General features: G+C 26.1%; 22 protein-coding genes and 10 tRNA genes. 25 read left to right on the top strand and 7 right to left on the bottom strand.

What is annotated here, in order from left to right; all coding sequences use genetic code 11:
* Positions 1-7 precede the first annotated feature (7 nt).
* The 3 genes from yidD to rpmH are packed head-to-tail and all read right to left on the bottom strand — an operon-like array spanning position 8 to position 716.
* Positions 8-214 carry a membrane protein insertion efficiency factor YidD gene (gene yidD / locus AWT65_RS05380; RefSeq protein ID WP_066730009.1) on the bottom strand — a complete coding sequence of 69 codons (207 nt, stop codon included), beginning with the start codon at positions 212-214 and terminating at the stop codon, positions 8-10.
* The gene (rnpA, locus tag AWT65_RS05375; RefSeq protein WP_066730008.1) at positions 165-530 is read right to left on the bottom strand and encodes a ribonuclease P protein component; all 366 of its coding nucleotides are present in this window, start codon (positions 528-530) and stop codon (positions 165-167) included. Before rnpA ends, yidD begins: the two co-directional genes overlap by 50 nt.
* Before the next feature lie 51 nt (positions 531-581).
* Positions 582-716 (bottom strand): 50S ribosomal protein L34, encoded by a 135-nt coding sequence (gene rpmH / locus AWT65_RS05370; protein WP_066730007.1) that lies wholly within the window; start codon positions 714-716, stop codon positions 582-584.
* A gap of 471 nt (positions 717-1,187) precedes the next feature.
* On the opposite strand from rpmH, the gene dnaA reads away from it, so the two are divergent.
* From dnaA to aphA, 18 genes are all read left to right on the top strand, one after another.
* Positions 1,188-2,570 carry a chromosomal replication initiator protein DnaA gene (gene dnaA, locus AWT65_RS05365; protein WP_066730006.1) on the top strand — a complete coding sequence of 461 codons (1,383 nt, stop codon included), beginning with the start codon at positions 1,188-1,190 and terminating at the stop codon, positions 2,568-2,570.
* A gap of 2 nt (positions 2,571-2,572) precedes the next feature.
* On the top strand, positions 2,573-2,776 hold the full coding sequence (yaaA, locus tag AWT65_RS05360; protein WP_066730005.1) for a S4 domain-containing protein YaaA: 204 nt from the start codon (positions 2,573-2,575) through the stop codon (positions 2,774-2,776).
* Complete coding sequence (gene recF / locus AWT65_RS05355; RefSeq protein WP_066730004.1) at positions 2,776-3,834, top strand: DNA replication/repair protein RecF; 1,059 nt, start codon at positions 2,776-2,778, stop codon at positions 3,832-3,834. The genes yaaA and recF overlap by 1 nt, the downstream gene beginning before the upstream one ends.
* The gene (locus tag AWT65_RS05350; RefSeq protein WP_066730003.1) at positions 3,831-4,628 is read left to right on the top strand and encodes a hypothetical protein; all 798 of its coding nucleotides are present in this window, start codon (positions 3,831-3,833) and stop codon (positions 4,626-4,628) included. Before recF ends, AWT65_RS05350 begins: the two co-directional genes overlap by 4 nt.
* Positions 4,628-7,312, top strand: a complete 2,685-nt coding sequence (locus AWT65_RS05345; protein WP_066730002.1) for a DEAD/DEAH box helicase — start codon at positions 4,628-4,630, stop codon at positions 7,310-7,312. Before AWT65_RS05350 ends, AWT65_RS05345 begins: the two co-directional genes overlap by 1 nt.
* The gene (locus AWT65_RS05340; RefSeq protein WP_066730001.1) at positions 7,305-7,805 is read left to right on the top strand and encodes a hypothetical protein; all 501 of its coding nucleotides are present in this window, start codon (positions 7,305-7,307) and stop codon (positions 7,803-7,805) included. The genes AWT65_RS05345 and AWT65_RS05340 overlap by 8 nt, the downstream gene beginning before the upstream one ends.
* Before the next feature lie 4 nt (positions 7,806-7,809).
* Positions 7,810-8,055: an RNA-binding S4 domain-containing protein gene (locus AWT65_RS05335; RefSeq protein ID WP_066730000.1), complete on the top strand. Its 246-nt coding sequence runs from the start codon at positions 7,810-7,812 to the stop codon at positions 8,053-8,055.
* A gap of 77 nt (positions 8,056-8,132) precedes the next feature.
* Positions 8,133-8,220, top strand: a tRNA-Leu gene (locus tag AWT65_RS05330).
* A 7-nt stretch (positions 8,221-8,227) separates the two neighbouring features.
* Positions 8,228-8,304 (top strand) — tRNA-Met (locus AWT65_RS05325).
* A gap of 7 nt (positions 8,305-8,311) precedes the next feature.
* Positions 8,312-8,387, top strand: a tRNA-Gly gene (locus AWT65_RS05320).
* 6 nt (positions 8,388-8,393) lie between these two features.
* Positions 8,394-8,469, top strand: a tRNA-Lys gene (locus tag AWT65_RS05315).
* Between the two features lie 29 nt (positions 8,470-8,498).
* Positions 8,499-8,574 (top strand) — tRNA-Lys (locus tag AWT65_RS05310).
* Between the two features lie 14 nt (positions 8,575-8,588).
* A tRNA-Arg gene (locus tag AWT65_RS05305) sits at positions 8,589-8,665 on the top strand.
* 9 nt (positions 8,666-8,674) lie between these two features.
* Positions 8,675-8,751 (top strand) — tRNA-Ile (locus AWT65_RS05300).
* Between the two features lie 9 nt (positions 8,752-8,760).
* Positions 8,761-8,835 (top strand) — tRNA-Glu (locus AWT65_RS05295).
* Positions 8,836-8,864: 29 nt separating this feature from the next.
* A tRNA-Ser gene (locus AWT65_RS05290) sits at positions 8,865-8,954 on the top strand.
* 13 nt (positions 8,955-8,967) lie between these two features.
* Positions 8,968-9,043 (top strand) — tRNA-Phe (locus tag AWT65_RS05285).
* 98 nt (positions 9,044-9,141) lie between these two features.
* On the top strand, positions 9,142-9,882 hold the full coding sequence (gene aphA, locus AWT65_RS05280) for an acid phosphatase AphA (RefSeq protein ID WP_083497840.1): 741 nt from the start codon (positions 9,142-9,144) through the stop codon (positions 9,880-9,882).
* Positions 9,883-9,924: 42 nt separating this feature from the next.
* On the opposite strand, the gene AWT65_RS05275 is transcribed toward aphA, so the two are convergent.
* On the bottom strand, positions 9,925-11,628 hold the full coding sequence (locus tag AWT65_RS05275) for an ABC transporter ATP-binding protein (protein WP_198142956.1): 1,704 nt from the start codon (positions 11,626-11,628) through the stop codon (positions 9,925-9,927).
* Positions 11,609-13,357, bottom strand: coding sequence for an ABC transporter ATP-binding protein (locus tag AWT65_RS05270; protein WP_066729998.1), 1,749 nt, complete (start codon positions 13,355-13,357; stop codon positions 11,609-11,611). Before AWT65_RS05270 ends, AWT65_RS05275 begins: the two co-directional genes overlap by 20 nt.
* A gap of 104 nt (positions 13,358-13,461) precedes the next feature.
* Here AWT65_RS05270 and AWT65_RS05265 point away from each other — a divergent pair, with 104 nt between their 5' ends.
* The 5 genes from AWT65_RS05265 (at position 13,462) to AWT65_RS05245 (ending at position 19,039) form a co-directional block, all read left to right on the top strand.
* Complete coding sequence (locus AWT65_RS05265; RefSeq protein WP_066729997.1) at positions 13,462-14,442, top strand: helix-turn-helix transcriptional regulator; 981 nt, start codon at positions 13,462-13,464, stop codon at positions 14,440-14,442.
* 4 nt (positions 14,443-14,446) lie between these two features.
* Positions 14,447-14,785 carry a cupin domain-containing protein gene (locus AWT65_RS05260; protein WP_066729996.1) on the top strand — a complete coding sequence of 113 codons (339 nt, stop codon included), beginning with the start codon at positions 14,447-14,449 and terminating at the stop codon, positions 14,783-14,785.
* On the top strand, positions 14,778-15,536 hold the full coding sequence (locus AWT65_RS05255; RefSeq protein WP_066729995.1) for a class I SAM-dependent methyltransferase: 759 nt from the start codon (positions 14,778-14,780) through the stop codon (positions 15,534-15,536). Before AWT65_RS05260 ends, AWT65_RS05255 begins: the two co-directional genes overlap by 8 nt.
* Positions 15,533-17,596 (top strand): hypothetical protein, encoded by a 2,064-nt coding sequence (locus tag AWT65_RS05250; protein ID WP_066729994.1) that lies wholly within the window; start codon positions 15,533-15,535, stop codon positions 17,594-17,596. The genes AWT65_RS05255 and AWT65_RS05250 overlap by 4 nt, the downstream gene beginning before the upstream one ends.
* A 186-nt stretch (positions 17,597-17,782) precedes the next feature.
* Positions 17,783-19,039: an L-serine ammonia-lyase, iron-sulfur-dependent, subunit alpha gene (locus AWT65_RS05245; protein ID WP_066729993.1), complete on the top strand. Its 1,257-nt coding sequence runs from the start codon at positions 17,783-17,785 to the stop codon at positions 19,037-19,039.
* 34 nt (positions 19,040-19,073) lie between these two features.
* Here the strand turns inward: AWT65_RS05245 and rplS are convergent, their stop codons facing one another.
* Both rplS and AWT65_RS06640 read right to left on the bottom strand, forming a co-directional pair.
* On the bottom strand, positions 19,074-19,433 hold the full coding sequence (gene rplS / locus AWT65_RS05240; protein WP_066729992.1) for a 50S ribosomal protein L19: 360 nt from the start codon (positions 19,431-19,433) through the stop codon (positions 19,074-19,076).
* Positions 19,434-19,573: 140 nt separating this feature from the next.
* The gene (locus tag AWT65_RS06640; protein ID WP_066729991.1) at positions 19,574-20,827 is read right to left on the bottom strand and encodes an OmpA family protein; all 1,254 of its coding nucleotides are present in this window, start codon (positions 20,825-20,827) and stop codon (positions 19,574-19,576) included.
* 228 nt (positions 20,828-21,055) lie between these two features.
* Here AWT65_RS06640 and AWT65_RS05230 point away from each other — a divergent pair, with 228 nt between their 5' ends.
* Positions 21,056-23,416: a DNA translocase FtsK gene (locus AWT65_RS05230; protein WP_232292793.1), complete on the top strand. Its 2,361-nt coding sequence runs from the start codon at positions 21,056-21,058 to the stop codon at positions 23,414-23,416.
* Positions 23,417-23,427: 11 nt separating this feature from the next.
* Positions 23,428-24,250 (top strand): rod shape-determining protein (locus tag AWT65_RS05225; RefSeq protein ID WP_066729990.1); only part of this gene is annotated, 823 nt, incomplete at its 3' end.

Genomic DNA, 24,250 nt, shown 5'->3' with positions numbered 1-24,250 from the left:
TCCTCCATTATTTTACTGGGTCATATCCACCTTTAGAAAAAGGATTGCATCTTAAAAGTCTATATAAAGCTAATAGACTACCTTTAATTATACCATATTTTTCTAGTGCTTGTATGGTATATTGAGAGCAAGTTGGATAATATTTACAAACCCTTCTTCTATATTTAGTTATTTTTTGGTATATTTTTATTATTTTTATTAAAATTTTTTTCATTTTTTTTTAGTCCATAAAGTATATCTTTTTCTATATCATTAAATTTTAAAAATTCTAAATCTAATTTACATTGTTTTTTAGCTACTAGTATAAAAGAGAAATTTTTATCAAATTTATTTATATTTTTTCTTATAGTTTCTCTAAATAATCTTTTTATTCTATTTCTTACTACGGCATTTCCTACTTTTTTACTAGCTACAAAACCAAACAATTGTTTTTCAGATTTTTGTAAAAATATTAAACAATATTTTGTATGTATTCTTTTACCTTTGGTGTATATAATATTAAAGTTTTCACTTTTTTTTATAGTTTCCATAAAAATTCCTTATTTTTAAAAAATCGGTGTTTATCTAGGCCACCGATTAATTTAAGCTGATAATACTGCTCTTCCTTTATTTCTTCTTCTTTTTAGTACATTACGTCCAGCTTTAGTTTTCATTCTTGATCTGAAGCCATGATCTTTTTTTCTTTTTCTATTATTTGGTTGAAATGTTCTTTTCATAATTTATCCTTTCTTTTTTTGTTAAATATGTACACTATATAATAGTAAATAAATTTGAAAATGTCAAGGTATTTTTTTAAGTCGAAAAATCTTGAGCATATATATAATATTCCTTATTATTTAATATTATTATTATTATATCCTGTTGATTTTGTTGAAAGTCTTTATTTATTGATTTCAAGCTAAAAAAAGCTGTTGATAATTTTGTTTACACACTTTTGATAAGTTGTTGAAAACTTTTTTTTAAAATTTCAAAATTTTTTTTGTTGATTTTTTTGTGGAAAGCTTAAAAATAAAGGGCTTGCGAACCTTGTTGAAAACTCCACTTTTTGTTGGTAAGTGCTCTGAGATACCTTAAATATTAGCTCTAATTGTTGAAAACTCTTTTGAAATGTTAATAACTTTGTAATTTGATTTTATTTTTTTCTTTTGTTATACTTTGGATGAAATAAAAATTTAAAGGATAAAAATATGACACAGGATGAATTAACAACCACATGGAATTTAGCAAAAATGGTATTTTTGAGTGCTAATGGTATGGAATATCAACATTTACTTAATCAAGTAGAATTATATAATATTGATTCAGGTTTATGTTATTTACATAGTTCTAGTGACTATGTTATTGAAGAATTGAATAAATTGAAAGAAAAATTAAAAGATTCTATTAATCAAGTTCTTTTATTGAAGAATATGACAGTTGAATTGGTTATAAAAAAAGAAATACAAACAGATTTATTGAAAATGGAAGTTTATGAAGATAAAAAGGAAGCAGATTCAACTGTAGAAAAAACAGGACTTATTCCTAAATTTACCTTTGATAGTTTTGTTGTAGGACAAAATAGTGAATATCCATATCAATGTTGTATGGCAACTATAGAAAGTTTAAAAGAAAAGAGAACACCACCATATAATCCTTTATTGATTTATGGAGATTCTGGTTTAGGTAAAACTCATTTGGCTCAAGCAGTAGGAAATCTTTTAATAAAAAAGGATTATAGAAAAAAGGTTAAATATTTAACAGCGGAAGAATTCAATAATGAATATCTTTATGCTATAAGAAAAGGGAATTTAAAAAATAATATAGATTCAGCAGAAACATTCAGACAAAAGTATAGAAATTTAGATTTGATTATAATAGACGATATACAATTTTTTGAAAAAGTTTTTGGTAAAGGTGATGGAAGTGTTGAAGAAGAATTTTTCAATACATTGAATTCTTTATTAATAAAAGAAAAACAATTGATATTTATAAGCGATAGAAATCCTAAGAAAATAAAAGGCTTATCAGATAGATTAAAATCAAGATTTTTATCAGGGCTTAATGCGGAAATAAAGAAACCAGATTATTCAACTAGGGTTGCTATTTTGCAAACAATTTGTGAAACTGAAAATATTCAAATGGATAATACAATTTTGGAATATATTGCTGACAATGTAACAGAAAATGTAAGAGAAATGCAAGGTATTCTAAAATCTATTACAGCGAAGGCAAAATTACTTAAAAAGAATATAACAATAGATCTTGCAAAAAGTGCAATTGGTGAACAAGTTGATAGAATAAGAGCTTCAATTACAGCAGAAAAAATAGCACAAGCAGTTGCAATGTATTTTAATATAACTGAAGAAGAAATGAAATCAGAAAAAAGAAAAAGTGAAATATTAATACCTAGACAGGTTGCAATGTATATAATGAGAGAAAAACTTTCGATAAGTTTGAATGATACAGGTAAATATTTTAATAGAGATCATGCTACAGTATATAGTGCAGTTGAAAAAATAGGTAATAAGTTAAAAGTGGATGAAAATTTTGCAAATGATGTAAAAGAAATAACAAAAAGGATTTGTGAATAGTTATGGAAATAGAAATAAAGACGGAATATATAAAATTAGAACAACTATTAAAATATGCCAATTTAGTTGAAACAGGAGGTATGGCAAAGCAAGCTATACAAGAAGGTTTAGTTTTATTAAATGGAGAAGTAGAAGTAAGAAGAGGGAAAAAAATATATAAAGGCGATATTGTCAAATTTAATAATGAAGAAATAAGAGTAAAATAATGTATATAGAAAGCCTAATATTGAATAATTATAGGAATTTAAAAAATAAAAAAATATATTTTGACAAAAATTTAACTATTATTTATGGTAAAAATGCCCAAGGTAAAACAAGTATAATAGAAGCAATTTATTTTTTAGCAACAGGTAAAAGTTTCAGAACAAAGAAAAATTTAGAACAAATTAATTATGAAAAAAAAGATTTAATACTTTTTGCTAAAACAAATTCAGAAGACTTTTCTCTTAAGTTAACTAAAGATAAGAAGGAGTTCTATATTTCAAAAAATAAGGTTAGTTATAAGGAATATATAGGAAAATTTTTGGTGGTTTCCTTTTCTCCTGAAGATGGGTCTTTAATAATGGATGCTCCTGAAAATAGAAGAAAATTTTTTAATTATGAAATTGCACAGGTTGATAAATTTTATTTAGAGGATATAATAAAATTTCAAAAAATTTTGAAATTTCGTAATCGTTTACTTAGAGAAAAAAAGACAAATGATCCCTTATTTGAAATCTATACAAAAAAATTTGTTGAATTGTCTGTTAGAATATATAAAAAAAGAAAAGAATATATAGAAAAGTTATCTTTATACCTTAATCAAAAGTATAAGGAGCTTTTTGATATAGAGAAAAATTTATTAATTAAATATGAAGCTTTTTTTAATTTTTCAGAAAATGAAAATATGGAAGAAAAATTTTTAAATTTACTTGAAAGTAAAAAAGAAAAGGAAAAAGAACTAGGTTTTAGTGTGATTGGACCACATAAAGATGAATTTAGCTTTATTTTAAATAAACAAAAGGTAAAAACTTTTGCTTCACAGGGAGAAAAAAAATCTGTAATATTTTCATTAAAATTAGCACAAATAGAGTATATTATAAACAAAAGAAATGAAACACCTATAGTTTTACTAGATGATATAATGGCATATTTTGATGAAGATAGAAAAAAAATAGTTCTAGAATATTTTTCAAAAAAGAATATACAATGTATTTTTACAGCTACTGAAAAGGCTAAAATTAATGCTAAAGAACTCTATGTAAAAGAAGGCGAGGTATTATGAAATTAATTTCTTTGAAAAATATGGTGGATAAAAAAAATATATCAAATACTTTATTGGAATTATTAATACCTAAATCTATGCAAAAAGAAATTAAAGTTCAAGTTAAAGATAATATATGCTATATTTACACAAAAGATCAAATATATATGACAGAAATTTTACTTTTAAAAAGACAAATGCTAGAAATTGCTAAAAAGTATAAGAACGATATTAAAGATATAGTTGTTAGAGTTAATGCAAAACTTTTTTTTGAAAAAGAAGTTGTTGTTGATATAAAACAAAGAGAATATGATCAAATTTTAAAAGAAAAAAAGGAAGAAGCAAATAAAATATTTGAAGATATAGAAGATGAAAAAAAGAGAAAGTATTTGACTACTCTTTTAGCCTTATCAAAGCTTAAAGAATACTATAGTAAAAAGAATAAGGAAAAAAAATGTAAAATATGTTCTGAATATTTTCAAGGTCCAAATGATACTTGTATAATTTGTATTAATGAAAAAAAGGTTTATGAAAAGAAAATAATAAAGTCTTTACTTTTAAAAAATACTTTACTATCAAAGGAATATATTGTTAATATTTTATCTTATTCTGAGTTAGCATATCTTGAAGCAAGAGATGAAATACTAAAAGAGATATACCTGAAAATGGTAGAAAAGTATAAGAAAAAGAAAAATTATTCAAAAGAGCTTGAAGATTATATAGAAATAAAATTAGGAAAAATAAGTGATTTTGTAAGAAATATGGAAAAGAAAAAGATAAATGAAAGACTAAGAAAAATTTTAATGGAGAAATAATGAGGATAATAAATAAGGAACAAATAGAAGATATTTTTAAAAATAAAAAAAATACAAGTATTTATTTAAGTAGCTCTCTTAAAAATTTGGAATATTATGAAGCTATTTTAGCTAAGAAGGGGTATAAAACCTCTTTTTTACGCTTGAATACTAATGATGAAATAGAAATGTTAGATATAAATATAAGGCTTATAAATCTATTAAAATCAAAGGAAAGACAAATTATATTTATTGATTTTGTTTTAGCATTATCCCTATTTTTTACTAAATATGAAAAAATACAATTCAATTGTGGAAAAGACTATAGCTTAAATGAAATAGAAGAAAAATTGCAACAATTTGGCTATAAAAAAGAATATTTCGTACAAAAACAAGGAGAATATTCAAGAAGGAATGATATAATAGATATTTTTTCTATTAATATGGATAATCCAGTTAGGTTGGATTTTTTTGATATGGAAATAGAAAAAATAAAAATATTTGATATAGAAACACAAAAATCTTTTGATAAATTAGAAAAAGTCGAAGTATATTCAAATATAGTAAAAGGAACAAAGGCACTTTTAACAGAATTATGTGAGGCTAATATAGATATTTATTTGGAAAATGAAGAATTACTTATTCATAATTTGGAAACCATGATTTTATTAAAACAAATATCGAGAGAAGAATTACAAAAAAGATATGAGATTTTAAAAAATAGAAGTGAATTATTGGAAGTAAAATTAAATTCTAATAGAAATTACCAATCTGAAATTGAAATAAAAAGAGAAAAAAAACGAAAAGATTTAGTTAAATATAGAAATATATCTGAATTACAAAGAGGAGATTATGTTATTCATGTTGAATATGGTATTGGTAAATATGATGGTCTAAAAATGCTAGAAAATAAGGAATATCTCTTAATAAAATATGCAGATGAAGGAGAACTTTATGTTCCTGTTGAAAAATTATATCGTATAGAAAAGTATATAAATATTTCAAATAAAGAGCCAGAATTATATAGATTAGGAACTAAAGGTTTTAAGAAAAAACAACAAAAATATAAAGAAGAAATAGAAAAGGTAGCAAAGGAATTAATAAAAATTCAGGCTCAAAGAGAAAAGCAAACTGGCATTTGTTTTGAGAGGGATACAAGTTTTCAAAAAGAATTTGAGGAAAAATTTGAATATTTAGAAACTCGTGATCAAAAACAAGCTATAGAAGATGTAAAAAGGGATATGGAAAGTTACAAAATAATGGATAGAATTATTTGTGGAGATGTTGGTTATGGTAAAACAGAAGTTGCCATGAGAGCTGTTTTTAAAGCTATAGAAAGTGGATATCAAGTAGCTTTATTAGCACCTACAACTGTTCTAGCAAATCAACATTATGAAAGATTTAAAAAAAGATTTAAAGATTTTCCAATAAATATTAGTTGTTATTCAAGATTATCAAAAAATAAAAAAATTTTAGATGATTTAATTTTAGGTAAAATAGATCTATTAATTGGTACTCATAAAATATTAAGTGATAAGGTAGAATTTAATAAATTAGGTCTGCTTGTAATAGATGAAGAACAAAAATTTGGAGTAAAAGCAAAAGAAAAATTGAAGGCAAAAAAAACAAAAATAGATGTATTAACTCTAACTGCAACACCTATACCTAGAACTTTGAATTTAGCTTTATTAGGTATTAGAGATATTTCAATTATTTCAACTCCACCTTTACAAAAATTACCAATAAAAACTAAAATATATGAAAAAATAGAAGATGCAGAATTGAAAAGAATAATTTTAGAAGAAATAAAAAGAGATGGGCAAATTTTTTATGTATCAAATAATGTAAAAGGTATGGAAGAAAAGAAAAAATATTTAGAAAATATTTTGCCAAAATTTGTAGGAATAGAATATATAAATGGACAATTAAATCCAAAAGAAATAAAAGAAAAAATTTCTGCTTTTGAAAATGGTGAATTTCAAATTTTATTAGCTTCTACTATTATAGAAAATGGAATTGATATACCAAATGCTAACACAATAATAATAGAAGATTATGATAGATTAGGTTTAGCACAAATTTATCAATTAAGAGGAAGAGTAGGAAGAGGAAAAAGACAAGCTTATTGTTATTTGATAAATTCAAAAAAAATAACAAAAAAAGGTGAAAAAAAAGAAGAAAGTATGAACTGTGTAGAAGATATTAATTCAGCGGGTTATCTAATAGCTATGGAAGATATGAATATTAGAGGAGCAGGAGAAATATTAGGAAATAAACAGCATGGTGCTATTGAATCTTTTGGTTATGATTTATATATAAAATTACTTAATGAGGAAATAAAAAATCAAAAAGAAGTTAAAGTAAAAAAAATAGATGTGAAATTAGATATAGAGAATAAAGGTTATATACCAAGTGACTATATAAAAGAAAGTGAAAGAATAAAGTTATATAAAAGGATTTTAGATATAAATAAGCAAGAAGAGTTAAATGAAATAGAAAAAGAAATAGAAGATAGATTTGGTAAAATACCTAAAGCTTTTCTTCTTTTCTTAGATAATGCAAGAATAAAGGTTTATTGTGAACAAAAAGGGATAGAAAGAGCGTATTTAGAAGGTGAAAATATCTGTTTTAATTTAAAAACAAATGTGCTAAAATCTAATAGAGAAGAATTTTTAAAAGAAATGAGAGGAAAGTCTTATGAATAAAGTTATATATATTTTTATTTTGCTATCTTTAAGTTCGTGTATGAGTGTCAAATCAATATTTTCATTTGATGACCCTTATGAAAATGTAAAATTAGAAAAAGAAAAACCTAAGGTAGTTGAAAAAGTTGTAGAAAAGGTAGTTGAGAAAGTTATAGTTAAACCTCAACCAGTAGTTAAAGAAAGACCTATAATAGTAGAAGCACCTAAAAAACCTATTGTTATAGTGAAAACAGAAGAAAAAATTGTAGAAAAACCTATAGTTTTAGAACAAAATGAAGTTAAATTAATGGAATTATTAAAAGACACTTATGGTTTGGTTGAATCAAAGGAAGATATAAAAAGAAAAACAATAGAAGCAATTATGAAATTGAGAAAAGAAAAAAATGAAAAGGTAAGTGTACAACAATTTCTTTTACAAGTTCATAAGGTAATAAAAGAAAGTCAAACTAAGTCATACACAATGGCTGTAACAAGAGTAATTAGTAATTGGTGATATTATGAGATTAGATAAATTTTTAAAAGTAACAAGAATAATTAAAAGAAGAACTATAGCACAAGAATTGTGTGATGCGAAAAATGTTAAAGTTAATGGAGATGCAAAAAAGCCTAGTTATGAAGTGAAAAAAGGGGATAATTTAGAAATAAAATATTATAGTAATATAATAAAAGCTAAAGTTTTAGAAATACCCAAAGAAGCTTTAAAAAAGGAGCAAATATCTGAATATATTAGCTTTATAAATTAAATTTAAAAAAAATAAAAAAAATTGTTGACAAAATAAAACGATTCGTGTATAATAAAATTTGTTCTGATTGAGAAGGTGCCTTGGTGGCGAAATCGGTAGACGCACAGGACTTAAAATCCTGTGGAAATTTATTCCGTGCCGGTTCGAGTCCGGCCCGAGGCACCATTATTATCGCGGAGTAGAGCAGCCAGGTAGCTCGTTGGGCTCATAACCCAAAGGTCATTGGTTCAAATCCAATCTCCGCAACCAAAAAGATGCGGGAATAGCTCAGATGGTAGAGCGTCAGCCTTCCAAGCTGAATGTCGCGAGTTCGACCCTCGTTTCCCGCTCCATAGTATGAGCCATTAGCTCAGTCGGTAGAGCACATGACTTTTAATCATGGTGTCACTGGTTCGATTCCAGTATGGCTCACCATTCATTCATACTAATGTAAATAATAAAATGGGCTATTAGCTCAGCTGGTAGAGCACATGACTCTTAATCATGGTGTCACTGGTTCGACCCCAGTATAGCCCACCAGTCAATAAATACATGTACCTGTAGCTCAGTTGGATAGAGCAACAGCCTTCTAAGCTGTGGGCCAGGGGTTCAAATCCCTTCAGGTACGCCATATCCTTTTGGATCCGTAGCTCAGATGGTTAGAGCACGCGGCTCATAACCGTGAGGTCACTGGTTCGATCCCAGTCGGATCCACCATTAGTGAATGGACCCTTCGTCTAGTGGTTAGGACATCGGGTTTTCATCCCGGCAACAGGAGTTCGATTCTCCTAGGGTCTACCATAGCGACAATAGTTGCTTTTTTTTTAGGAGGGCAGATGTCCGAACTGGCTAAGGAACTGGTCTTGAAAACCAGCGAAGGTGTGAAAGCCGTCTGGGTTCGAATCCCAGTCTGCCCGCCAGTAATATATATATGCCCAGATAGCTCAGTCGGTAGAGCAAGGGACTGAAAATCCCTGTGTCCGTGGTTCGATTCCGCGTTTGGGCACCATAAATTGAATTAAAATATAGTCTGTAATTTAATTAAATTACAGATTTTTTTTGTTTTTTTTAAAATATAGGTTATACTTTTTTAGGAGGTCGATAATATTGAAAAAGAAAATATTGACAATTGTCTTAATGTCTTTAATGGGTTTTGTTAGTTTTGCAGGTAAAAGTGCACCATATACACATAAAGGTTATACAAGCAAAGAAATAATGAAATTGGGTGAAGCAAATGCAAAAGAAATAAAATGGGTTACTGTAGAAGATATAAGAAAAAGTCTTGAAGGTGTAAAACCTATAGTTGTAAGTTTTGATATAGATGATACAGTTTTAGCATCTAGTCCTTGTTTCTTTTATGGTAAAAATGAATTTTCAAAAAATGGTGTTAAATTTACTAGAAATCAAGATTTTTGGGATTATATAGATGAAATGGCTTGTGATAAATTTTCAATACCCAAAAATTCATCTAGGGAAATAATAAAAATGCATTTGGATAGAGGAGATACAATTATCTTTATAACAGGTAGAACAGCATCAAAATATTCTACTAATGACAAATTAGATAGTACAGCTATAATTTTGCAAAAAGAATTTGGTATTATAAATATGAAACCTATATCATATAGAACAGAAGAAACAAAGAAAGCTAATACGTATGATAAGACATATTATATAAAGAAATATAATGTAAAATTGCATTATGGAGATAGTGATGATGATATATTAGCTGCTAAAGAGGCAGGTATAAGGGGTATTAGAGTAATGAGAACATTAAATAGTACTAATACATCTGGTGCAAATAATGGTGGCTATGGTGAAGAAGTTGTTATAGATTCAGCATATTAAAAAATAAATAAGGTGAGTATTAAAATATAACTCACCTTTTTTTTAAAATATAAAATTATCACCTAATTCACTTTTAGTGACTAAATCTTTGTAAATTTTACAACGGTTTAAAAGTTCATTGTGTGTTCCACTGTCACAAACTTTTCCTTCATCAATTACAACTATTTTATCCACATTTTCTATTGATTTTATTCTATGTGAAATAACTATTACAGTCTTTTCTTTTACTAAATTTTGTAAACTTTTTTGAATTTGTATTTCATTATCTACATCAAGAGAAGATGAAATTTCATCTAAAAGTAAAATTTTTGCATTTTTAAGAAAGGCTCTAGCTATAGAGATTCTTTGTCTTTGCCCACTAGATAAAGAAGTACCATTTTCACCGATTAGGGTGTTATATTTATTTGGTAATTTTTCAACAAATTCATCACAACAAGCTTTTTGTGCAGCTTTGATTACTTCTTCATCACTAGCATTTAAATTACCAACTCTAATGTTTTCTAATATAGTATCATTAAAAAGTATAACATCTTGAAAAACAATAGAAATATTTTTAAATAAAGAAGCTGTTGATATATCTTTAATATCTATTTTATCTATACATATTTTTCCAGAATTATAGTCTTCTAATCTAGAAATTAACTTGAGCAAAGTTGATTTTCCAGAACCTGATTTACCAACTAAGGCAGTTATTTCATTTTGCTTTACAACGAAATTGATATCTTTTAATATTTGTTCGTTTTCATAAGAAAATGAAACATTAGTAAGCTGTATATCAAAAGATTTCAAAGTTATATCTTTTCCTTTTTGTGTAGGATAATTAATAATTTCTTTTAGTCTTTTAACTCTAGCATCAATATAGAATAGTTCAGTTATATTAAGTGTACTTGCAAGACTTCCTTCATTTAATTTTAAAGAGATTAATAAGAAAGAAATTAAACTTATTAAACTAATTTTATTTGTATAAAATAAGTATGAACCAATTAGAATTAAAACACCTATTTCAATGTAGAATAAAAGATTAATAAGGGATAAAAGAGCTGTTATGAAACTTTCAACCTCAAAATGTATTTTTTCAGTTTCATCCATTTGTATGTATAATTTTTCTTTCATTTCTTTTTCTAAGTTTAAACTTTGTATTTCTTGTTGGAGTTCAATATTTTCTTGAAAAGATTCTGAGTTCTTTCTAAGTATTTTGTAATATTTGGTATTGCTTTTTATTTGTACTTTTTTTGTTAAAAATAGAATCAAAATATTGATTATAAATGGGATTATAATAGCCATAGCTAAATAAAAATTAAAATAAAGCATTGCTATAGAAACTAGAATAAAGAAAAGTACAAAAGCAATAGTTTGAGCTAAAGCATGGCTTATAGCATGTTCCATTTTTGCAATATCACTCATTATAGTTTGGGCTAGGTCAGACAAATCATGTTTAGAAAAATATGAAAGAGGTAAATTTTTTAATTGATTTCCTATTTTTATACGAAGATTTGCACTTTCATTATATGTAATATAGTATAATTTGTTATATTCAAGCCCTAGTGAAATAGCAAGAATTATTAGAATAAGTATAGCAAGAAAAATGTATGAAATTTTATCTAATTTTTTGTAGAAAAAAAGTAATAATAGTAAAACACCTGATCCACTAAAAATATTTACGAGTAGAGAGTAAAAAATAGCTATCAATATATTATTAGAACTTTTATTATTTAATGCAAAAGTCTTATTTATCCAATTTCTCATCGTTAACCCTCCATTCATTTGCTTTTTTATATAAAGATAAATAATGTTTGTATCTTTTATTTTCTGTCATTAATTTAGAATGTGTTCCACTTTCAATAATTTTTCCATTTTCTATAACGAAAATTTTATCGACATTAGAAATACTTGTTAATTTATGTGCAATAATGATTACCGTCTTATTCTTAAATAATTTTTGAATAATAAGTTTCAATTCATACTCATTATCAGCATCAAGTGAAGAACTAGCTTCATCTAAAATTAAAATTTTTGAATTTTTTAAAAAAGCTCTAGCTATTGCTATTCTTTGTATTTCTCCGCTAGATAGATGTATACCACAAGAACCTATAATAGTATTTTCTTTATTTTCTAACTTATCTAAAATATTTTTGCAACCAGCCTGATATAGGGCAGTTAATACTTCTTCTTTACTTGCATTTTTATTAGCAATATGTACATTATCGAAGATGCTTAAATTATTAAATAATTTAGGGTTTTGAAAAACAAAGGAAATATTTTTTGTTAAACAAGATTTTGAATATTCTGAAATATCTATATTATCTATTAAAATATTACCAGATGAAATATTGTAAAAGCCAGAAAGTAATTTAGCTATTGTAGATTTTCCTGCACCTGAAGCACCAATAAAGGCATAGGTCTTATTTTCTTCTAAAAAAAAGCTTAGATTATCCAAGATTAAATTATCAGTATAAGAAAAAGAAACATTTTTAAATTCTATATTAGCTTTTGAAAAAGTTTCAATTTTACCAAAAGTCAATTTTTCTTTTTCCATTTTTGCAAATAGTTTTTCTAATTGTTCTATTGCATACATACCTTTATTTGAATACATAAAAACATACATAATTCTAAGCATAACAAGGTATAAGGCACCAGATAAAAATATTAGAAAAAAAGAATTTAAAAGATAATTTTGTAATTTAAAAATATTTATAACAATAATTATAAAGCAAGGAAGTCCAAAATATGCTAATTGAAAAATTACAAAAGGAATTTTACTACTTTTAGCATATTTTAAAGCATTACTAGAATAAGAATTAATTGCTTTATTTAGTGCTTTAAATGAATGGATATCTAAACCAAAAATTTTATTTACTTGCATGGCACGAATGTATTCAACAGTTTTTCCACTCATGTCATCTAAAGCTTCTTGATAAGAGGTCATAAATTTTTTCTTACCTAACATTTTTTTTACAAAAAACATTGTTATAATTATCAAAAAAATTAATACAAGCCCTAAGCTATAGTGAATATAGAAGGCAAGACCTAAAAGTAAAATAGGAGTAATAAATGCATTAGCATTATCAGGGATTAAATGAGCGATAATTGCATGTGTTTGAGTTGCATTATCATCTATAGTTTTTCTAATATTTCCTGACATATTTTGATTGAAAAAGTTAAAACTTGCTTGACTTAATATATCGATACCTCTTTTTCTTAAGTTTGTTTCAACACGAAATGCTAATTTATGTGAGACTATATTTGCAAAAAATTGAGCAAAGGAAGCTAAAACTAAGAAAAGAGCAATATAGAAAGAAAATAACTTTGTTAAATGACTATTTTTTGTGTAAATAATACTAGCAAAAAATTTATACATGAAGAAGTAGGCAGTAACTGTAAAAAAACCAGAAAAGAAGGATATTAACATACTGATAAAAGCCAAATATTTTTCATTAGGAACATAAGTAAGTATTTTTTTATATACTTTAAACATAAAAATTAGTCTCCTTATCGTAATTAGATAAAAATATTGTACTATTTTTTAAATTATAGTACAATGTAGTATCTGATATGTGTCTAATTGAGATAGGAGTTATTATGAAAAAATATGAAGAAAAGGTTAAAGAATTATATGATTTGAAATTATTGGAATTTTGTCATAAATACTCAAATGCTGGAAGATCCTATAGAATAAATAATGAAAATTTTTATGGGATATATTGGTTATATGAAACTGATAGTTATGTGTTGGATATAACAGATGTATATGTAAAAAAAGATGCTGTAGTACATGAAAAATTTAATGATGGAGAAATTTCGATTATTTCTAATTATATCATAAATGGTGAAGGAGCTTGGATAGAACCTTATCAATGTTTGAGTTCTAATAGTATTTTTTTGATAAAAACTGAAATAAAAAGCCCGCATTATATCATATATGGTCAAAGACCTCTTCTTTGTGTTGGAATAAAATTTAAGAAAAAATATATAAATAGTATATTAGAAAAAAATTCAGATTTAAATGAAAAAAAATTATATAAATTAATTTTTGAAACTAGAGAAATAATAACTAAAAGAGTGAATTATATTTCAAAAGAAATATTATCTAATAGCCTAACAAAAGAAGAAATAGACGAAAAAGTTAAAGAGTGGTTTGAATTAAGTATGAAAACATACGAAACCAATAAAGAAATACAAATGGCAGAATATGATGAAAAAGCTATTCAGAATGTTGGATACTATATTCAAGAAAATTATAACAAACAAATTACACAAAAATTATTAGAAAATATTGCACTTATGAGTGGAACAAAATTGAAAAATAAGTTTAAAGAAAAATTTAATATGAGCATAACGGAATATATACAAAGAAAAAGAATAAATGTTGCAGAAAATTTAATATTAAAAACCAATTTATCTTTGTCAAATATAGCAAAGAATGTTGGGTATAATTCAAATAGTAGATTTAGCCTTTTATTTAAAAGATACAAGGGAATAAATCCTAATAAGGTGAAAGAGTTAAAAACAAAGGCAGCTTGTCTTAGTTGCCCAATGTATAAAATATGTAAAGGAAGGTAAAAAAATGTCAGTAGTGAAGAATGTAAAAATGTCTTGTGTTTTAGATTTTACAAAAGAAGTAGAATATACAAAAAATGCTATTATTTCAAAAACTATAGTTCAAGATAAACAAAAATCAATTACACTTTTTTCTTTTGATGAAAATGAAGAAATTTCAACACATAAAACAAGTGGTGATGCAATAGTTCAAATATTAGATGGAAAGGCTAAAATAGTTATTGGATCTGAAGAATTTGAAGTACAAAAAGGTCAAAGTATAATAATGCCAAGTAATGTACCTCATAGTGTTGCTGCAATAACAAAATTTAAAATGCTTTTAATGGTGGTGTATAAATATGAATAAAGAAATGGGGCATATATTTTTAAGAAGACTAGGTAAAAAAAGATTAAGACCTGGAGGAAAAGAAGCTACAGATTTTTTAATTGAAAAATTAAAATTAAATGAAAATACAAAATTATTAGAAGTTGCTTGTAATAATGGCCTTAATTTATCAATTTTGGCTAAGCAAAATCCTAAAGCAAAATTTTATGGCATAGACTTAGATGCTAAACTTATAGAAGAAGCAAATGAAAAATTTGAAAAAGAAGGTATAAAAAATGTTGAGGTAAAAAAAGCAAATGCTATAAAATTACCTTATGAAGATGAAACTTTTGACTATATCATAAATGAAGCTATGCTAACAATGCTACCAGATGTTACAAAAGAGAAGGCACTAAAGGAATATATGAGAGTTTTAAAAAAAGGTGGTCTTGTTTTAACACATGATGTTGCTATTATAACTCACGAAAATGAAGTTAAAAAGAAATTGTCAGAAGGAATAAATATAAATGTTTCACCTATGACTATAGCTAATTGGAAAAAATTATTTGAAAAATGTGGTTATGAGTTTTCTAGTGAAAAACATGGCAAATTAACTCTTATGACACCTAAAGGTATGTTAAAGGATGAAGGATTTTTTAATATGCTAAAAATAGTATTTAATGGTTTAAAAAAAGAAAATAGAGAACAATTCTTTAAGATGAGAAAGACATTTTCTAGCTTAAAAGATGATATTAATTATGTGGCTTTTGTATTCAAAAAAGGAGATAAATGAAAACTGCCATTGTAGCTTATCCAAGTATAGGAGAAAATAGAGAAATAAAATTTTTAGTTGAAAGATATAAAAGAAAAGAGATAACTTCTTTTGAATTAGAAAAAGAAAGTATGAAGGTATATGCAAATCAGCTTGATTATCAAAAAGAAAGTGGAGTAACATATATTTCCATAAATGATTTTAGCTATTATGACAAAGTTTTGGATACAGCAATTCTATTTAATATAATACCTAAGAAATATTTAGAAAAGTATGAAGATAAATATGAACTTTATTTTGCTTTAGCAGACGAGTTAGCTATGAAGAAATGGTTTAATACTAATTATCACTATATTGTTCCCAAATACGATGCTAGTGTAGAGTTAAAATTAAATATGACTAAAATAAAAAAAGAGCTTTCTTTAGCTAATGAACTTGGAATTAAAGCAAAGGTAAATATTTTGGGAATATTTACTTTATTAGATTGTATGGGAGAGAAATATATCCCAGGACTTATAGACAAGTATATAGAATTAATAGAAGAATTAAAAAAATTAAATGTTAGTTTAATTCAAATAGAAGAACCTATTTTTGTTTGCAAAAAAATTGAAAATATAGCTCAAGTTTATTCTAAAATTTTAAAAAATAAAGATAAGGCAAAAGTTTTACTTCAGACATATTTTTCTGATATTTGTCTTAACATAGAGCAGATAAAAAATATGAATATAGATGCTTTAGGTTTAGATTTTGTTAATGGAGAACAAAACTATTTTTTCTTGAATGAACTTAATAAATTTCAAATACATATGGGTCTAATTGATTCGCAAACAGTTTTTAAAACTAATAAAAATGAGGTATATTCTAAAATAAAATATATACAAAAATATTGTGAAAGAGTTGTTTTATCAACAACAGCTTCTCTTAAATATATACCCTATAGTATAAAAAATGAGAAAAATGAAAAATTTAAAAATTTAGCTTTTGCAAAAGAGAAGGTAAAAGAATTAGTTGAAATTTCTAAAATGCAGGGACTTGGCTCAAATTTTGAACCAAAAAAAGAAAAATTAAAAAATACAAAGATTAATTTTAAGATGAAAAAGAAAAAAGAACAAAAAAATTTAATTTTTTCTACCGTTGGTTCTTTTCCCCAAAGTCAAGAATTAAGAGATATAAGAAGAGAATATAAGAAAGGAAATATTTCTAGAATTAAATATGAAGAATATATAAAGGAAGAAATAAAATCTTGCATAAAATTACAAGAGGCTGTAGGATTAGATATTTTAGTTCATGGTGAATTTGAAAGAGCAGATATGGTAGAATATTTCGCAAATAATTTAAATGGCTTTTTAATAGGAGAAAATTCGTGGGTTCAATCATATGGAACAAGATGTACAAAGCCACCTATTATTTTTGGTAAAATAAGTAGAAAGGGTAGTATATTAAAAAAATGGTTGAAATATACTAAAAGTTTAACTACTAAAGAGATAAAAGCTATTCTAACAGGACCTAATACTATTTTAGCTTGGTCATATTACGAACCTAAATATGAAAAAGAATTAAAAGATGAATTAGCTTCAATTTTAAATATAGAGATAAAAGAAGCAGAAAATTTGGGAATTAAATATATACAAATAGATGAACCAGCTTTACTTGAAAAGTTGCCTTTAAAAGATCAAAATAAAAAAGAATATGTGAAAATAGCAGTAAAAGCTTTTAGAAATACAATAAAAGGCATAAGAAAAAGAACAGTTATTTTATCTCATATTTGTTATAGTAAAATAGATTTTTCAATATTAAATTTATTGAATGTAGATATCTTTTTAATAGAGGCTAAAAAATCCCAACAAATATTTGATAAAAAGCTGAATTTTACTTTAGGTTTAGGTGTGTATGATGTTCATTCTCAAAGAATACCTAGTGTTATGGAAATAGAAAAAGAAATATTAAAATATGTAGGGAAAAATATTTGGATAAATCCAGATTGTGGCTTAAAAACAAGGAAAAAAGAACAAGTATTTCAAGCATTGTTAAATATTCGAAAAGCTATAGATAAAATAGAAAAAGAAAATAAAAAAAAGTAAAATAACTAAACTATTGACAAATTTTTTAAAATGGTTATAATTAAATTGTAAATATAACTGCGATATATTTATATCACACCCTTTTAAACCCTAAAATTGTTATGGCTAGGAATTTTTCTAGCCTTTTATATTATTTATAAAATTTTAATGGTATAATGGTATATATAAATAAAAGGAGAGGTTTTTTTGGAAAGTTTAAAAGAAGTATTTAAAATAGGATGTGGTCCATCTTCATCTCATACTATGGGACCAGAGAGAGCAGCAAAAAAAGTTAAAGAAAAATATCCACAAGCTACAAGCTATAGAGTACATTTATGCGGTAGTTTAGCAGCTACAGGTAAGGGTCATATGACAGACTGGATAATAGCAAAAACTTTTGAACCTAAGCATACAGAAATAATTTGGAATCCTACTTTTATTCATCCATATCATACAAATTATTTGAAAATAGAAGCTCTTAATGAAAAAAAAGAACAGATAGGTTGTATGGAATTTTTCTCTATTGGTGGAGGCTCTATAAGAGAATTAAAAAATGGTAAAGTTGATGAAACTACTCTTAAAGAACCATATAATTTACAAAATATGACTGATATAGTTAAGTGGTGCAAAGAAAATAAAAGGGAGCTTTGGGAATATGTTGATAAATATGAAAAAAATATATGGCCATATTTAGATGAAATTTATGATGCTATGTTTAGTTGTATTAAAAGAGGAATACAAAAAGAAGGTTTATTGCCAGCAAAATTAAGATTTAAAAGAAAAGCTAAAAGTATGTATGAAAAAGTTAAGGTAGCTCCAGAATCTATGAGATTAACTAAAAAATTATTTGCCTATGCTCTTGCTACAACAGAAGAAAATGCAAGTGCAGGTCAAGTTGTAACAGCTCCAACTTGTGGAGCTTGTGGAGTAGTTCCAGCAGTTTTAGTTTCTATGGTTGAAGAGTTCAATATAGATAGAAAAAGAGCTATTAAAGGTTTAGCTATAGCTGGTTTAGTAGCAGCAGTCATTAAAAAAAATGCTACTGTGTCAGGAGCAGAAGGTGGTTGTCAAGCAGAAATAGGCTCAGCTTGTTCTATGGCAGCAGCAATGGCAACATATTTTTTGGGCGGTGATGTAAGTCATATAGAATATGCAGCTGAAGCAGGTATGGAACATGCTTTAGGTATGACTTGTGATCCTATAGGAGGTTATGTAATTGTGCCTTGTATAGAAAGAAATGCTATTTTTGCTGTTAAAGCTTTTAATGTTGCAAATTATGTTATGTCTATAGAACCAGATCATATAATAAGTTTTGATGATGTTATAAAAACAATGGCTGAAACAGGTAAAGATTTGAGAGCAGGATATAGAGAAACCTCAACAGGAGGTTTGGCAAAATATTATGAAAAATTATTAAAAATGCAAAGTGATATGGATTTACCAGCTGGAGTTCCGTTAGATTAAAAAATAAAAAAAATCTAGGTTTAACCTAGATTTTTTATTTATTTCTAATTTCTTTTATACGAGCAGCCTTACCTGAAAGATTTCTTAAATAGTAAAGTCTAGATCTTCTTACTTTTCCGACTCTCTTAACTTCAATCTTTTCAATAGATGGAGAATTTAAAGGTATAATTCTCTCAACTCCTATACCTGAAGAAACTTTTCTTACAGTGAAATTTTTTGCTATACCAGCACCAGAAATTCTAATTACTATTCCTTCGAATACTTGAATTCTTTCTTTATTTCCTTCAACAACTTTGTAGTAAACAGAAATTGTATCTCCAGCTTTAAACATTTCTTTTGTTACATCTGGTTTAAGATATTTCTTTTCTACAAGTTCGATTAATCTTTCTTTCAAAAAATATACACTCCCTTCATTATAAAACGTTCATAGTAAAAAAACTAGAGGACCGTTTCGGTATTATAAACTATAATAGCATATTTAAAAGAAAAAAGCAATAAAAAAATAAGGTACAAAAATGTACCTTATTCATTTAGTTATTTTTCGAAATTACTGAATAACAATTCAACACGTCTATTTTCATATCTTCCGTCTTTTGTCTTGTTAGTAGCCATAGGTTCTTTTTCACCTTTACCAGTAACTGAATTAATCTTGTATTCTTTCTTTAATCCAGCTTTTTTCAATAATTCTAACATACCTTTAGCTCTTTCAACTGATAATCTTTGGTTATAAGCATCAGAAGCTGTAGAATCTGTATGTCCAACTATATCAATAGTTCCAGATTTAGCGAAATCATTTAATAGATTTACTATTTCAGAAATATTCTTGAATTGTTCAGGTCTTGGTTTCTTACCATCAACATTGTAACCATGAATTACACATTTCTTAGCATCCTTATCACATAAAGCGTGTAAGAATCCTTTTTTCTTCTTAGTTTCTTTTGCTGTTTCAACTATAACTGGTTTTTCAACAATCTTTTCAACTGGTTTTTCAACGATTTTTTCAACGATAACCGGTTTTTCAACAATTTTTTCAACAATAACTGGTTTTTCAATTATTCTTTCAACGATTTTTTCGACTGGTTTTTCAACAATCTTTTCAACAGGTTTTTCAACCACTTTTTCAACTACAACTGGTTTTGGAGCTTCAACTACGATAGGTCTAACTTCAGGTTTAACTTCTTCTTTTGGAGCTTCTTCAACTACGATAGGTTTAGCAATCTTATAATCACCAAATCTAAATCCAAGTCTTATACCTGCTTTGTGTACGAAATCACCTTTTCTACCATTTGTAACTCCAGCTTCTTTTGGTCTATATGCACCATCATATATACCTTCTACAAGGAAAGGACCTGCATCAAGACCTAATCCTAAACCATAGTAAACTCCACCTTGACTTTTCTTAGCTTCATTACCATAAACTACTCCACCTAATCTTGCTAATGAATAGATAGATGAGTTATTGTCTTTTGTTCTGAATAAATTAACCTTTGCTAGAGCATATATTGGAGCAAAATGGCTATGTGTTTGAGTAGCACTTGCATTAACATTAGGTAAATTAAATCTTGCTGTTGTTGTTGCAAAATTATATTCAAATCCACCACCTATTTCAACAATACCTTTATTGTATGGTAAAACTTCTGCACCTAAAATCCAACCCATGTCACCTTTTTGATGTTTTTGTTTTTCAATTTGAGTTCCTCTATAGAAATCGTAACCAAACTTAACATTTGCTTCCCATGCGAATGAACAAGCAGAGATAGCTAAAGCTAATATTGCTAATTTTTTCATAATAACCTCCATTCTGAAAAATTTGCTTTTATAATTATAAAAAAAAGTTTTAAGTATCGTCGTGTCCGATACTTATCTATAGTATAATGTATAAATAAAAAAAAATCAAATGAATTGTAAACTATAGTAATAAAAAAATAAAAAAATCAAAATTGACTAGCATTTAAAAAAATATAATTTTATGCTAAAATATATAAGCGAAATACTGTATTATAAAAGGATGAAATTGTGAAAAAGAAATTAACATTGAATGAAAAAAGAATAAAGAAAAATAAGAGAAAAAATCAAATAAATATAGCTCAAATAGTTTTAGCCTCTATTTTAATATTAATTCTGATAAGTTCTGAAATATTCAAATCTTATCTTAAAGTTAATGAAGGCTTCTTAAACTATCTATTTTTAAGTATAAATGCATTTTTCCATGTCATATTTGGAAATCTTTATTGGTTATTAGTTTTTACTTTATTTATTTACATATTACAAAAAATATTAGATATATCTGTTGCTACGATTAAAGAAGTGAGTTATTTAATTTTTTTCCTTTTATTAGCTTCATTTTCAACAATAATGGGAATAGATGTTAGTGGAGAAAATAGTATAATAGATGCAGGTCAAAAATTGTTAGAATATGCTTTTTTAAAAAAAGGTGGAGGAATAGTGGGGGCTATTATTTCAATACCGACATATAAGCTTTCAAATTTGATGGTATATAAGCTTATTCTATTAATTCTTTCATTTATATTCTTATGTATTAGTTTTTCAAAAATTGTAAAATTATTATTAAATTTAATAATTGAAACATATAAATACTATCATTCTGAAGAATATTTTAAAAAAAAGCAAATATTAGAAGCTAAGAAAAAAATAGAAGAAGAAGAAAGGGAGCTTTTGAATAAGGAAAGAGAAAACAAAATAAAAAATACTATAATTACCTTATCAAAAGAAAGTTTTGATAAAAAAATAGCTCAAAAACCAAAACAAGGATATTTTTCAAAGACAGAATATTATTCAAAAGAAGAATTAGAAGAACAACAAAAAAGATGGGATGAATATATTAGAGAACAAAATAAGATAAGACAAAAGGAAGATTTAGAAAAAAGAAATGAAGAATTAGAAAAAGAAAAAGTAAAAGAAGAACCTATAATACAAGAAGAGAAAATACCTATTAAAGTTCAAGAGATAAAAGAAGAAAAGGAAGAAAAAGAAGAAGAAGTAAAACCTAATATAATAGATGATGATTTAAAAAAATCTATAGAGGAAGTCTTTGTTTATAGAAAAGTTGATGAACAAGAAAAAATAAAGATGAAAAAAGAAATAAATGAAAATATTAGAAAACTTGAAAAGGTACTTAAGGAGTTTGGAGTAGACGCAAAAGTGGTTGATTATGCTACAGGACCTACAATTACAAGATATGAAATAACGATACCTACAGGAGTTAGAGTAAATAAAGTAACTCAATTATCAGATGAAATATCGATGTACTTAGAAGCAGAAAGTGTAAGATTTGAAGCACCTATACCTGGGAAGGCAACTATTGGTATAGAAACACCTAATAAAATTAAAGAAAATGTATATTTTTCAAATTTGATACATGATAAGGATCTAGAAAATGGAGAATTAAGTGTAGTGTTAGGAAAAAATATAGTAGGTAAAGATAAAATAATAGATATAGCAAAAATGCCACATTTATTAATAGCAGGACAAACAGGTTCAGGAAAAAGTGTTGCAATAAATACAATAGTGTCAACATTAATTTCAAAAAAAAGTCCAGACGAAGTTAAATTCATTCTAGTTGATCCTAAGATGGTAGAACTTATGCCATATAATGGAATACCACATTTATTAGTTCCAGTGATAATAGACCCAGAACAAGCAGCAATAGCGTTGAAATGGGCAGTTTCTGAAATGGAAGATAGATATAAGAGATTAGCTGAAGTTGGTATAAGAAATATTAAGTCATATAATAAAATGATGCCAAATTATAAAATGCCATATATAGTAATTATCATAGATGAATTAGCAGATTTAATGATGGTATCTGCTAATAGTGTAGAAACATCTATAGCTAGAATTGCACAAAAAGCTAGGGCAGTTGGAATACATTTAATTGTTGCAACTCAAAGACCATCAACAGATGTAATAACAGGTATGATAAAAGCAAATTTACCAAGTAGAATTTCATTTGCCTTAAGATCACAAATAGATTCAAGAACAATTCTTGATCAAATAGGAGCAGAAAAATTACTAGGTAAGGGAGATATGCTTTTACTTGAAAATGGAAGTTCAAAATTAGAAAGAATACAAGGTGCATATATTTCTGATGAAGAAGTTCTTAATCTAACAACAGTTCTTAAATCTAAAACAACAGTAAACTATAATATGGATATTCTAGAAGCAAAAGAAGATGAAGAAACACAAGATCCATATTATATTAAAGCCTTAGAAATAGTTGAAAAAACAGAAGATAAAGTTTCAATTTCAATGCTACAAAGGGAACTTAAAATAGGCTTTAATAGGGCTTCAAGATTGAATGAAGAATTAAAAAATAATGGTATTTTAGATGATAGTGGATATAAAATAAATATATAAAGGGGAAAAAAATGAAGATATTTAAGCAATTCAAACAAATTAAGAATAAGATTTTAAAATCTAAAGTTTATAAACAATTTGGTATAGACTTAGGTACAGCTAATACAATAATTTATGTAAAAGATGAAGGTATAGTTGTTGATGAACCAACTTATGTATCAAGAAATATAAAAACAGAAGTAGTAGATAAAATAGGAAATAATGCAAAAAAGATAGCAGGGAGAAAACCTAATTTTATAGAAATTATAAGACCACTAAAAAATGGGGTAATTTCTAATTATGAAATGACAGTGACAATGCTTGAAGGATATCTTGCAAAGATAAGTAAAAATTCAATTTTACAAGGTAAGGCAATAGTATGTGTACCAAGTGGGGTTACACAAGTAGAAAAAAGATCTTTTTTTAATGTTGTTAGTGATATAGGAATAAATGATGTTTATTTAATAGAAGAACCTATAGTTTCAGCAGTAGGAGCAGGTATAGATATTTTTGAACCTAAGGGACATTTAATAGTTAATGTAGGAGCTGGAACTACTGAAATAGCTTTTGTAGCTTCAGGTGGAGCTTCAAAATCTGAATCTATAAAAATAGCTGGAGATAATTTTGATAATGATATAATAGAATTTATAAAAGAACAATATAGCATAGTTATAGGAGAAACTTCTGCTGAAAAATTAAAAATAATTGCTACTTCTGCACCTAATGATAAGGAAGAAATTACAATAAAAGGTATGGGTACAGCTAATGGACTTCCTCAAGAATTAGTAATAGTAGGTAGTCAAGTAGATGCAGCTATAAGAAAAAATATAGATAAGATAGTTGAAAAAATAAAAA

Origin of the sequence: Sneathia sanguinegens (genome assembly GCF_001517935.1) — a bacterium.
Lineage (GTDB): Bacteria > Fusobacteriota > Fusobacteriia > Fusobacteriales > Leptotrichiaceae > Sneathia > Sneathia sanguinegens.
The sequence above is the reverse complement of the archived record's forward strand: the minus strand, read 5'-3'. Positions and strand labels throughout refer to the sequence as shown.